This is a genomic window from Bacillus sp. AY2-1 (genome assembly GCF_008368965.1).
GTDB lineage: Bacteria > Bacillota > Bacilli > Bacillales > Bacillaceae_G > Bacillus_A > Bacillus_A thuringiensis_S.
On the sequence record NZ_QPEL01000190.1, the window covers coordinates 1 to 12,851 of the forward strand.

A 12,851-nucleotide genomic window follows, 5' to 3' on the forward strand; every position below is an offset into this window, starting at 1 on the left:
CCTTCCTAAATTTAGGAAGGACTATATACAAACCTCTATTTAATTTCCTACTAAACGTTGTAACAAATTAAACGATATTAATACCTGCACTTACAAATCCAGCAACTGCAGCTATTGGACTTGCTGCTGTTAATGAAACATATAACAGTATTTTATCCCCAGCCGCTACTGGAATAGCTTCAGCTATGATTCCTGATGCTGTAGAACCAATCGCTATTGCGGCAAATGCTGGTGTTAATAATAGAGGTGCGCCTTGTACTGTAAACGTATTGCTTGCTGCAGGTGCAGTTAATATTTGTATCTGCACTTGAACTGGTGATAGTGGAGCTAATGCAGCTGTTGCACTAAAGAAACCTGCTAATGACGTAATAGTTCCTGCGCGCGGTGCTACAAATGCATAATCACCTACACCTAATGCTAATGTGATACTTGTTCCACCAGTTAAAGCTACACCAGGCTGACTAAATCCAAATCCAAGAAGAGTTCCTGTATTAGCTATTAACGCGTTAACTAACGCAGATGGAGTTGTACCTGAAGCAAATGGAATAATAGCTCCGCCACCAGTTGCACCTGTTGCTCCTGTTAAACCTGTTGCTCCTGTTGGACCTGTTGCTCCTGTTGGGCCTGTTGCTCCTGTTGCTCCTGTTGCTCCTGTTGGACCTGTTGCTCCTGTTAAGCCTGTTGCACCTGTTGGACCTGTTGCTCCTGTGTTGCTCCTGTTGAGCCTGTTGCGCCTGTTGGTCCTGTTGCGCCTGTTGGACCTGTTGCTCCTGTTCGGCCTGTTGAGCCTGTTGCACCTGTTGCACCAGTTGCTCCTGTTCAGCCTGTTGCTCCTGTTGCTCCCGTTGGACCTGTTGCTCCACCTCCAGGACCTGTTGGGCCTGTTGGACCTGTTACTCCACCTCCAGGACCTGTTGGACCTGTTGGGCCTGTTGGACCTGTTGCACCTGGAGTAGCATTGATTAATTGAATTAATAAATTAAAAAGAACTTGTAAAGTTGCAGGATCGACATTTGAGTCGCAGGATACAGGGATAAGATCTAAAGCGAAGAAGAATTGTGCAAGTGCGCTATAAAATTGTTGCAATAATGTTGACAATTGACCTAAATTAGGAGCTGGAGATTGTAATAAAACTAAAATACTTTGAGTTAATTGTTTCAAAAAATTAACTTCTGGGGAAGGTAATAAGGAATTTAAGAAAATTAAAAATTGATTAAACAAATTGAATAATGCTACTCTGTTTGCATCACTTGGATTTGCAAAAAATGCTGAAATAGCTGATACTAATGAGTTTAGTAAAGTAATTAATTGACTTAATTGTTCCCTAGTAATAGGAACTGACTGTGGATTTTTACAACAATCTGGAGTGAAAACAATCGGATTATTGCAGTTGTTATGACCAAAACAATTATTACTTGTCATTTATGTCCTCCTTACTTGTTTTATATTTGAGTTTTTCCTATTATAAGAATCTTAAAGTTGTAAAGAAGTATGTGTTATATATTGACTTAAAATAGGAAACATGAATTATAATTAAACTTGAAAACGTTATTTAATTATGTTCATGACTCACATATTAATTATATGTTTTTAATAATTGACTGCTTAGATTAAATACCTAAACTTAAGAGTTTATTTTATTTTTCCACGTTTATCTCTTAGGTTCAAATACACATATTAATTTGAATATACTCAACAATTAACGGTGCCATTTTTTACATATAAATTCACATTATTTCTTTACTAAAATTGTGGTCTCTTTTTAAACATGAAGCCGTTTGTATCATAGAGAACTCTCATATAATATATTGAAAAATTCATTCTATATTTTATTCCAATACACAATGAAAAGGATTGAAAGTAAATTTCCTATCATTCAACCATTTATAACATCTAGAAATTGAATGTACCTTCACTTAATTTTAACTATTTAAATATGAAACAAAAAGGACAGATTCCTTTTCATTAAGGATCTGTCCTTTTAATTAATAATGATAAATTGTAATATAATTGAAGATCCTTGCGATGGTGGTTGCGTATCCAATAAAGTTAATTTACCAGTACTCACTTCATATAATGGTTGTGGCTGCAGTATTCCGTTAACAAACAAATTAATATAAGAAACTTCACTAGGAGACAAAATATTTGTTGTACCATATTGAGGTATCCCGTCAGTATCTGTATATATAAGTTTCTCTCCATCTGCAAAAGTGTAATATAACAAATTGGTTGTTGTTATAGGGCCAATACCCCCAGTAGGACCTGTTGCTCCAGTTACTCCCGTTGGTCCTGTTATTCCAGTTGGTCCCGTTATTCCGGTCGGACCTGTTTCTCCTGTTGGAATATACATTGGTGGAAGAATCGGAAATGTAGGTCCAATATTTTCTGGCCCTATCATCCCCTTATTCAATGATAAATTGTCATTGCGTTTCAATTTAATACCTCATTCCACATGTTTTTTAATTCATACACATCATTATGATCCTATTATTAAAGAATGACTTTATAACTATTCTCTTTTTCTTCCCAAAGAATTATTACATATATTAAACATTTTACCGTTGCTATAACCGCTTTAATTAATATAATAAATAAATCATTCTATTTAAAAAGTACTAAATCTATAACATTCTTATTTAAAAAGATGAGGTGATTTATATTCAAGATAATAATGAAATTAGAAAAAAAGAAATAATGTCAATGGCCCTTGACATTATTTTCCCTTACAGGCTTACTGGGCCTACCGGAAATACTGGGCCTACCGGAAGTACTGGACCTACCGGAAGTACTGGGCCTACCGGAAGTACTGGTTTAATCGTTACAACAAACTCTATGTTCGCTAATAATACATTAGGTGGTCCCATCTCTGTGATATTAGGTGGCACTAATATTCCTCTTTCTAATAACCAAAGCCTCGGTAATTTTACAGTTAACGCCTCAAACGATATATTTACAATTCCTGTAACTGGAAGATATCATTTAACCTATCAAGTTAATACGACAACCTCTCTACTTGCTGGAACAAGACTACTATTAAACGCTTCTACGCCAATTCCTGGCTCTATTTTTTCTCCCGCGTTATCAATTTCAAATTATAGTAATAATTTAATTACTAATTTAAATGCTGGTAATACAATTTCACTACAATTATTTGGTATATTATCCGTCGTGAATTTAGTTGGAGGCGGATCAACAGGTGCCTCTCTTACAATTATACGAATTGATTAAAAAATGATTCATTCTTTTTATAATAAAAAATCTAAATACTCACTTAGTAAATGTTACTATAGTGATTAAGTAATAAAAACAAATTATACTATATCCATAGTAGAAAACATCTATACTAAATTTTCCGTATATATATTATCAATTTACACTTCCCCCAAGTCGATGTTACATTAAAGATGAAGATTGTTTCTCCTTTACAGACCATCTCAATATGTATTTGAGAAACATCTCCAATCCTATACGCGAGAGCAATACTATATTGACACTCAATTGAGTGTCTTTTTTTATTCAAAAAAATAAAACCATCTCTTATAGATGGTTTTAACAATACACATTTACTTTTACTCTTTATATTATTGCCAGCTTATAAAGCTGGATAATAAATAGTCATACTTAACCGAGTTAATGTTCTTCCTGAATTAGTATAAGTATGCGGTCTATCCGCCTTAAAGCGAATTGAGTCTCCATTATTTAACGTATATTGACAATCATTTATATCAATTTTCAATTCCCCTTCAAATACCGTTATAAATTCCTCAGTACCCTCTTTATGTGCTTCTGAACTTAAATTCCCTTCTGTTTCAATTTCAACCGTATAGATTTCGAAGTTTCTATCATCTTGGAAAGGAAATGAGGGATACACTTTATATCTCCCATTGTCTTCAGACAATGCTTGAACATCATTTCGTAAAATCACTTTCGTATCAGGCTGTGGATTATTAATTAAAGAGGTAAAGGATACTTTCAAACCATTAGCAATTTTCCATATTGTTGTTAGTGTCGGGCTTGAATCTCCTCTTTCAATTTGTCCAATCATCGTTTTACTTACACCTGTTAATTGAGAGACCTTTTCTAAACTTAATTTTTCTTTTTCACGTATTGATTTTAAATTTTTTGCCAGAATAAGTTGAATTTCTTCCATAAAAAACACTCCTACATTGTATACAATATAACGTCCGTTATGTATAATAAAAAGCACACGTTATATTGTTCTTTTTGATCATTATAACATACAAAATAATTAGGGGGTTTTAAAATGCCAATATTTTCTTTTTTGTTATTTGTTTTTATAAGCAGCTTCACACCTGGCCCTAACAATTTCTTAGCTATGACATACGCAAATCAACACGGATTAAAGAGAAGTATAAACTTTTGCTTTGGAGTAGCATTCGGTTTTTTCATCCTCACTTCTTTATGTAGTTTTTTTAATATTGTATTAATTAATATTATCCCTTTAATTGAATTTCCTTTAAAGATTTTAGGTGTCGCGTATATGCTATATTTAGCCTTTAAAATAATCACTAGTAAAGGCAGTGCAGAACCCGATGAAAAAAATAATAAAAACTTATTTACAGTGGGTATTTTTCTTCAATTTGTTAATCCAAAAGGAATATTATTTGGACTCACCGTAGTCTCTACTTTTATACTCCCTTACTACAACTCATATTCAATTTTTCTACTTTTCTCATTATTCCTAGGTATAGTTGGTTTACTGAGTACATTTAGTTGGAGCCTTTTTGGTTCCATGTTCCAAAAAATTTTATTAAAACATAATCAATTATTTAACATCATTATGGCTGTTTTATTGATTTTCAGTGCTATTTCAATTGTTATTCACTAGCTATTAACTCATTCTGGATGCTTTTTATCCTCTTTTCTGTATACATCACATCAATATTATAATAATCTTAAAATGTTTTTATTAATAATCTATTTCGTAGTTTCACAATTTATGGATTGGGACTACGAAGTAAACTAGAATGTTTCTCACTAGATAATATTAATTTTGTTGTGTGCCGCTAGCTTAATAAAGTTCTTCAACATTATTCGCTTTAGTATTATACGATTGTAGGCAAAATGAAAACAATAAGTCTACAACATAGGTATTTTAAAATCTTTTTATAATTATAAAGAAAAAATACCGTATAATATAAATTACTGCTCTTTAGGAGGATCACAATGGCTGATAAGTATAAATTTTTAATTCTCATTGTTACCGCATTTTTTTCATTCTTTTCTTTAATAAAAGATTTCCGCAACACTTCAAAAAGTTTCTTTTGGGGTAGTTTTTTAATTCTTACAAGCTTCATGATACTATTAATACATGCTCTAGATTTAACTCAAATACTTATTTATCCAAAGCAAATTGCGCTTGAATTTATTACAATACCACGTAAATTATTTTTGCCATCTGTCACTGAGGCCGCCAGTTTCCCTACAACACTAAGATAATAATTTGATTAAGAGCTCTTTTTTAACCTAAACATACCATATACAAAATCCAACCTTAATCACTTAATTACTGATAAGAACCTAACTTATAAAACGCATAATAATTATACTCATTTACTAGTATACAAGCCGTATCTCTTAGTAGAAGCACAGCATAGAATACGATACAGGACAAAACCTTCAAAAAACTTGTCTGAGTTAATTCTCAAAAAGGGGTGAATATAAATGCCTATCGTTAAACCTTTTATAGCTGGAAGACGATTTGTAAGTACAGCAGCAACAGGAACTGCTGCTGGAGCAGATTTAACTTTTGCTAACACAGACTTCACTGATGACACTGGCGCTGTAACAACATTCCCTGCTTCTTATGCCTTTTTAACACTTTATATTAATGGTGTTATTCAAACAGGTGATACTATTACTGGTGTGACTACTACAGCTGCTACTATTGTAGGAGGAGCAGTCCTAGATGGAGGCACTCCTATTGCAATTGAATTTACTATAACGTAACTTGATTTATCTTTTTAGAGGTTTCATTAAAAGAAACCTCTAATTTTAAAAATTCACATCAATTTTAGTAGCAACTACATATAGTACATTGCATATACTAGATAGAATGATAGGAACTTATACTCACTCACAAAAAGAGCACTTATCTATAGTGACCTTTTATATGGCACAATAATTCTTCTCCTATTTGCTCTTAGAGAACCTACTAAGCAGTTAGCTAATTTAGCTAACTGCTTTTTCCATATATTATTTATAGCTTTATCCGTAATAGTAACGCTTGTGCACTATCTACTATAAATTTTCATATATTGTATTATGATTGTCCAAAACGTGAAGTTAATACTCACGCAATCTAAATACAAGAAAGGAGTGAAAATATGCGCTCATCAATTCGTAAATTCGCTAATTTTAATTGTGAAGCACAAGCACCTAGTACACTACCTGCCCTAGGTTTTGCCTTCAATGCTACTTCACCTCAATTTGCAACATTATTTACACCACTACTATTACCTAGTACAGGCCCAAATCCTAACATTACTGTCCCTGTAATCAATGATACAATTAGTACTGGAACTGGTATTAAAATTCAGATAGCTGGTATTTATCAAATTAGCTATACATTAACAATTAGCCTTGATAACGTTCCGGTAGCCCCGGAAGCAGCGCGCTTTTTCTTGACATTAAATTCATCGACTAATGTTATTGCAGGATCCGGAACCGCAGTCCGTTCTAATATTATCGGAACTGGTGAAGTCGATGTATCAAGTGGTGTCATTCTAATTAACTTAAACCCTGGTGATGTAATTCAAATTGTCCCCGTTGAAGTAATAGGTACAGTAGATATTCGTTCTGCAGCGTTAACAGTTGCGCAAATTCGTTAATAAAGTGAAACTTTAATCAGCCCTCACCAATCGAACTTTTACGGGCAGCCCGGCCCTCACCTAACTTCTTTGCTTCCACTGAATTTTGAGGTGGGGGCCTTACTGCCCGGCAAATAGCGGGATAAAAACAAAAGACTTGGCTAACTAACATTTAATGTTCCTTATACACACTAAAATATATTTTGATAGATTTGACACACATTTATATTAAACAAGCATATTTTATTGTATGTTGACTATATAGTCATACAAATCTAAAGCGTTCATAAAAGCACACTTATATGTGTGCTTTATTTTTAATTAAAACCTACAACATTCTCAAACAATATCCATATATTATCTTGATTTCTCTCTAAATATATAGTTTGTCTCAGAGCGCTATACTGCGCTCTTTTTATTTAAATCCCAATTTTTAAAGTTCGATTTTATGATTTACGTTATACACATGGTCCGCTACTTTTGAAACAAGGTATACATCTAGAACACTTCAGTCATAAAGATATGTTCATAACATTAAATCGCTATTCACATGTTTTGCCTGGAATGCAGGAGGATGCTGTTAAAATATGTAGTGAAAGACCATTAGAATAATAATATTTTCAAATATAAAAAAATGCGGTTTCTCCTCTCAAGAGAAACCGCAACATATCAATGCTTTTACTATATTTTAAACTGACTCGTATACAAATCAAAATAGAATCCTTTATCTTCCATGAGAGATTCATGATTCCCTCTTTCTAAAATATTTCCATCTTTTATAACAAGGATTTGATCTGCCTTTTCAATTGTTTTAAGTCGATGAGCGATCACAAAACTTGTGCGACCTCTCATTAAATTATTTAGTCCTGCTTGTATTTGTAATTCTGTTCTTGTGTCAATATTAGATGTCGCTTCGTCGAGAATTAATATATCTGCATCTGCTAAAATTGCTCGTGCAATCGCAAGAAGTTGTTTTTGTCCTTGACTTAAATTCGATCCTTCTGAAGCAATTTCTGTTTCATATTGATTTGGCAAATGCTTAATAAAAGAATGTGCAGATGCTGCCTTAGCTGCAGTGATGACTTCTTCATCACTAGCATCTAAGCGTCCATAACGGATATTATCCATAATCGAGCCTGCAAATAAATACGTATCCTGTAAAACTACTCCTATTTTACTTCGTAAAGAATTAATATCATAATCTTTTATATCTTTTCCATCAATATGAATTTGTCCTTGCTGTATATCGTAAAAACGAGTTAACAAATTAATGATTGTTGTTTTCCCTGATCCAGTCGGACCAACTAAAGCAATTGTCTCTCCTGGCTGCGCTTTAAGACTTACTTCTTTTAAAATCGTTTTATTTTCTGCGTAGCCAAATGAAACATTCTCAAGTACAACATGCCCTTGTAAATTTTGTACAACAAATGCGTCTTTTTTATTTTGAATTTCTGGTACCTCATCCATAATCTCAAAAACACGTTCTCCACCAGCAACTGCTGCTTGAATTGTATTCATTAAAGTCGCAAATTGACTTAACGGTCTTGAGAATTGACGAGAATAATTAATAAAAGCCGCAATAACACCTACTGTTGTCATTCCGTTTAAGACCATAACTGATCCAGTCCCAATGACAAGCCCCATACCTAAGTTATTAATAAAGTTCATACTTGGAAAAATAAAAGCTGAAAATGTATCAGCCTTCGTAGCTGAAACTCTTAGCTGTTCATTAATTTTATTGAAATTTTGTACAGTTTCTTTTTCTTTTCCGTACAACGTTGTAACATCCGCACCTGTAATTGCTTCCTCAATAAATCCATTTAATTCACCTAAATCTTTTTGACGCTTCGCAAAGTTTTTACCACTATATGCAACTAGTTTTTTTGTAACGTAAAACATAATAGGTACTGTAATTAAAGTTACAATTGCTAAAATCCAATTTAAGGCGAACATCGCAATCGTTACACCTATAAAAGTTAACGCTGATGAAATAATTTGTACAACACTTTGTGTCAAAGCTTGGTTCAAATTATCTATATCATTTGTCACACGGCTCATTAAATCACCTTGAGAACGTACATCAAAGAACCGTAAAGAAAGCGTTTGGATTTTCTCAAAAATATCTTGTCGTATTTTTTGAATTGTTTTTAATGCAACGTTAATCATGACAAACGTTTGTAACCATGTTAAAAGTACCGTTACACCATAAATCGCGATAAGTAACATACACATTCTTGCTGTACCACTTAAATCTTTCGGTACAATATATTGATCTATAATGACTCCCATAAAATATGGACCTAATAATCCAAGTAATGTAGTAACAACTACTAGAAATATAACAAACATAAGAGCAGCTTTTTGATAGCCCATATAATTCCATATCCGCATTACAGTTCCTTGAGCATTTTTAGCTTTTCGCATCTTTGGCGTGTTTCTTCTACCTTTATTAGCAAATTGTCCTTGAAAATTACGCATGTTCTTCCCCACCTTCTTTATACAAATTACCACCTTGGGAAAGATAAATTTCCTGATAAACCTCACTTTGTTCTAACAATTGTTCATGTGTACCATTACCAACTAATTCACCATTATCTAATACAAGTATTTTATCCGCATCCATTATGGAAGAAATTTTGGACGCAATTAATAAAGTCGTTGTGCCTTTATATTTTGTTTTTAAAGCTGTTTGAATAGTAGCCTCTGATTTCGCATCAACTGCTGATGTAGAATCATCTAATATTAGAATCGGTGGTTTTCTCACAAGTGCTCTTGCGATTGATACACGTTGTTTTTGTCCACCTGATAGATTTGTTGCACCTTGTGTTAAATTATATTGATAAGATTCTTCCAGCTTATTGATAAACTCAGTCGCACAAGCTGATGCGGTTGCTACTTCCAGCTCATCGTGTGTTGCATCTTCTTTACCATAACGTAAATTCTCTTCTATACTACCTGAGAACAATAACGCCTTCTGAGGTACAAAGCCTATTGAAGCACGGAGTTTTTGCAAATCATATGTTTTAACATCTATTCCATCTATACATATTTCACCTTGATCCACATCATATAGACGTGGTAACAGTTTCGCTAAGGTTGATTTACCACTTCCAGTCGATCCAATAATCCCTACTTTTTCACCTTTTTGTATGCTAAACGAAATATCTTTTAAAACATATTCATTATTTTTCGTATAGCTATAACTAACATTTTTAAATTCTATATTCCCCTCGATTTTCTCAGGTTCAATCGCATTCGCTTCGCTTATAATATCAACTTCAGTATTTAACACTTGCTTTACACGATCCGCAGATGGAAAAGCTCGCGCAATTTGAATAAATACCATGCTAATCGACATAAGTGACATTAAAATGATATTCAAGTAATTAATAAATGCCAAAATCGCTCCTACTTGAAGTGTTCCACTGAATACTTTTTCTCCACCAATCCATAATGTTGCAACAATCCCGCCACTTACAACTAGCATAATGATTGGCATCATTAAAGAAATAAGTTGCACAGCTCGAATATTTATCTTCGTTAAATTTGTATTTACATTTCCAAATTGAGCGATTTCATATTTTTGTCTTACATACGCTTTTATAACACGCACACCAGATAAATTTTCTTGTAACTTTGTATTCACTTTATCTAATGCCTCTTGCACCTTTTTAAATGTACCACTTGCTTTACTTGCAATTAAAATAATTGCAAGTAATAAAATTGGAACAACTACAAGTAATATTGGAAATAACTCTCGCGCTGTTACAAAAACAATAATTATACTTCCGATAAATAACAGTGGGCCACGAACGAGAACACGTAATGTCATCGTCATTGCCGATTGAATAGAAGTGATATCATTCGTCACAATCGTTAATAATTTACCTGTTCCAAATGAATCACGATTATTACTAGAAAATGTTTCTATTTTCGCAAACACATCTTTTCTTATGTCTGTAGCGAAATTAACAGCTGCTTTTGTAGAATACATCATACACCCAAGCCCTCCAACTAAACCGAGTGCTGCTGCCCCTATCATAAGAAGCCCCATTTTTATTACATAATTTAAATCCCGATTTGCAATCCCAACATCAATGATATGTTGCATAATAGTCGGTTGAATTAAGTCCATCGCAACCTCAAGTACCATAAATAGCGGTCCAATAATAGCGAAGAACATGTATGGTTTTAAATACTGTAATAACTTACGAAATGATTTCATACATAATCTCCTTTTCCCATGAAATTACCACTGAATAATTCATATCCCTCCTTATTTAAGCGATATATTTTGTAATTTCTTCATTACTTCTATTATATTATGTAAATTAATATTTAACATTATTAAATGATAAGCATTAATGACTTTCTGGTCAATAAATGTGCTTTATATTATGTAAATACAAAAACCGCATTCTTACTGAAAAGAATACGGTTTTTCATCTATATTTCTTCAATTGTAAAATTTAAAAACTCAGTCTCAAATCCCTTATTTTTAGAAGGACTACACGTGTAAAAACCTATTTTAATAGGCTCATTCCCTATATCCTCCATTAAATGAGTGATTCTTATTTGTTCCCATTGATGGCTCTTTTTCACATATATTGTATAATCACCACGTTTTCGAATAATTCGAAAACGAATTTGTTGCTTAGCTTCTTCAGTTGGATAATCTTGCGTTGACCAGTCAGAATATCCATTATTCGTTACGACAGCACCTAAGTGAGATGGCCCTTCAGGGATATATTCTAAAGATGTTTTTAGCCAACAGTTCTCCGAAATCATAACAAAAAGACCTGCTTGATCGAATTTTGAATTTGGATTCATACGTAACTGAACTTCAGCTTGAAAGTCTGTCATCATCTCATTATAAAATACATGACCATTCATTACTTCAAAACCATAATGTGTTTTAAGCCAAAAATCAGTTTCTGCTTTCGAACGGACAATAAACGCATGATTGTCATTAATCTTATAGTATTCAGGTACATTCATTATAGTGAGTTGCTCAATACGTTCTGGTATATACGATATATAAAGCATTTATATAGACATTTAAAACTCCGCTAATACTGGGAATTTATAACCTTTAAAATCTAACTCTTTATCACTTCGAACCATTAAATACTTACTAGACTGTAATTCTGTAAACTGTACATCCTCAATCCCTAATTGATCTGGAGAAAAATAAAATTCGATTTCCGTAAACCTTTCATTGATTTCTCCACATATTTCATCTAAAACCGGAAGTACTGGCGCAAATACTCCAAATAATTTCAACTTTTCATTGTCTACTTCATAAACGATTAAAGCATCTAGTTTCTCTGAATAATACAATTTCTCATTCCATTCCGAGTCATACATATTCAAATAAAATGAAGGACGGAAGTTTAAAGTTGAAAAATTATTTGAAAGTCTTTGGCCACTATCAATAGTTTCATGTATTAACTGTCTATTCTCTACATTATAGTAATCTAATTTTTTAAGTAGTGAATCGTTATTATTGTTTTTATCGTATGGTATAGTCATCAAATATTCCTGCACAACTTTAAATCCAAACGCTGTATATAGTTCAGGTTTTTCCGTAAACAATAATGTACATTCACATTTCTTATCGATTTCTTCTATCATTTTACCCATTAATTGTTTCATTAGCCCTTGTCTACGGAAATTAGGATGTGTCATTACTGATTGAATACCCGCCGCATTTATTTTTTCTCCATTAATTAATAATGGGAGTGAAAATGCCGCAACATTTGCAATCACTTTATCTTCTTGTAAAAATGATAAAGCTTTATATGTATCATCCCAATACCCTTTATCCGAAAAATCATTCAATGTTTGAGTTGTAATTTCAAACACTTCTTCAAATAAAGGAAATAACTGCTCTCTTTTCGGTTCTTCTATTAGAAGACTTGCCATTTTTTCAACATTCCCCATGTTGTACCTCCAAATGTTAAATTCCATTAAATTAGATATACTTATATGACCTACTCTTAAAAATAGAGGTCTTACCAA

General features: G+C 32.9%; 11 protein-coding genes and 1 pseudogene. 5 read left to right on the forward strand and 7 right to left on the reverse strand.

Annotation, left to right across the window (positions count from 1 at the left end):
• Window positions 1–67: 67 nt before the first annotated feature.
• Both DN403_RS28030 and DN403_RS28035 read right to left on the reverse strand, forming a co-directional pair.
• Window positions 68–1,422: pseudogene (locus DN403_RS28030) on the reverse strand (exosporium glycoprotein BclB-related protein).
• 559 nt (window positions 1,423–1,981) lie between these two features.
• Complete coding sequence (locus DN403_RS28035; RefSeq protein WP_149185992.1) at window positions 1,982–2,434, reverse strand: DUF4183 domain-containing protein; 453 nt, start codon at window positions 2,432–2,434, stop codon at window positions 1,982–1,984.
• Between the two features lie 215 nt (window positions 2,435–2,649).
• On the opposite strand from DN403_RS28035, the gene DN403_RS28040 reads away from it, so the two are divergent.
• Window positions 2,650–3,228 (forward strand): BclA C-terminal domain-containing protein, encoded by a 579-nt coding sequence (locus tag DN403_RS28040; protein WP_002082800.1) that lies wholly within the window; start codon window positions 2,650–2,652, stop codon window positions 3,226–3,228.
• A 364-nt stretch (window positions 3,229–3,592) separates the two neighbouring features.
• Here DN403_RS28040 and DN403_RS28045 read toward each other — a convergent pair whose 3' ends face one another.
• Window positions 3,593–4,150, reverse strand: coding sequence for a helix-turn-helix domain-containing protein (locus DN403_RS28045; protein WP_000391292.1), 558 nt, complete (start codon window positions 4,148–4,150; stop codon window positions 3,593–3,595).
• 114 nt (window positions 4,151–4,264) lie between these two features.
• Here DN403_RS28045 and DN403_RS28050 point away from each other — a divergent pair, with 114 nt between their 5' ends.
• The 4 genes from DN403_RS28050 to exsF all read left to right on the forward strand — a co-directional run bounded on the left by DN403_RS28050 (window position 4,265) and on the right by exsF (window position 6,851).
• Window positions 4,265–4,849 carry a LysE family translocator gene (locus DN403_RS28050; RefSeq protein ID WP_001121276.1) on the forward strand — a complete coding sequence of 195 codons (585 nt, stop codon included), beginning with the start codon at window positions 4,265–4,267 and terminating at the stop codon, window positions 4,847–4,849.
• 338 nt (window positions 4,850–5,187) lie between these two features.
• Window positions 5,188–5,460, forward strand: a complete 273-nt coding sequence (locus tag DN403_RS28055) for a hypothetical protein (protein WP_000774122.1) — start codon at window positions 5,188–5,190, stop codon at window positions 5,458–5,460.
• Between the two features lie 225 nt (window positions 5,461–5,685).
• Complete coding sequence (locus DN403_RS28060) at window positions 5,686–5,970, forward strand: DUF4183 domain-containing protein (RefSeq protein ID WP_001123247.1); 285 nt, start codon at window positions 5,686–5,688, stop codon at window positions 5,968–5,970.
• A gap of 377 nt (window positions 5,971–6,347) precedes the next feature.
• Window positions 6,348–6,851 (forward strand): exosporium protein ExsF, encoded by a 504-nt coding sequence (gene exsF, locus DN403_RS28065; protein WP_001257874.1) that lies wholly within the window; start codon window positions 6,348–6,350, stop codon window positions 6,849–6,851.
• 660 nt (window positions 6,852–7,511) lie between these two features.
• Here the strand turns inward: exsF and DN403_RS28075 are convergent.
• The 4 genes from DN403_RS28075 to DN403_RS28090 all read right to left on the reverse strand — a co-directional run bounded on the left by DN403_RS28075 (window position 7,512) and on the right by DN403_RS28090 (window position 12,773).
• On the reverse strand, window positions 7,512–9,308 hold the full coding sequence (locus tag DN403_RS28075; RefSeq protein WP_001243571.1) for an ABC transporter ATP-binding protein: 1,797 nt from the start codon (window positions 9,306–9,308) through the stop codon (window positions 7,512–7,514).
• Complete coding sequence (locus DN403_RS28080) at window positions 9,301–11,055, reverse strand: ABC transporter ATP-binding protein (protein WP_000834778.1); 1,755 nt, start codon at window positions 11,053–11,055, stop codon at window positions 9,301–9,303. The genes DN403_RS28075 and DN403_RS28080 overlap by 8 nt, the downstream gene beginning before the upstream one ends.
• A gap of 221 nt (window positions 11,056–11,276) precedes the next feature.
• A complete protein-coding gene (locus tag DN403_RS28085; protein ID WP_000965798.1) occupies window positions 11,277–11,876 on the reverse strand; it encodes a DUF1349 domain-containing protein in 600 nt (199 codons plus the stop codon).
• A 12-nt stretch (window positions 11,877–11,888) separates the two neighbouring features.
• Window positions 11,889–12,773, reverse strand: coding sequence for a GNAT family N-acetyltransferase (locus DN403_RS28090; protein ID WP_000528682.1), 885 nt, complete (start codon window positions 12,771–12,773; stop codon window positions 11,889–11,891).
• Between the last annotated feature and the right edge of the window lie 78 nt (window positions 12,774–12,851).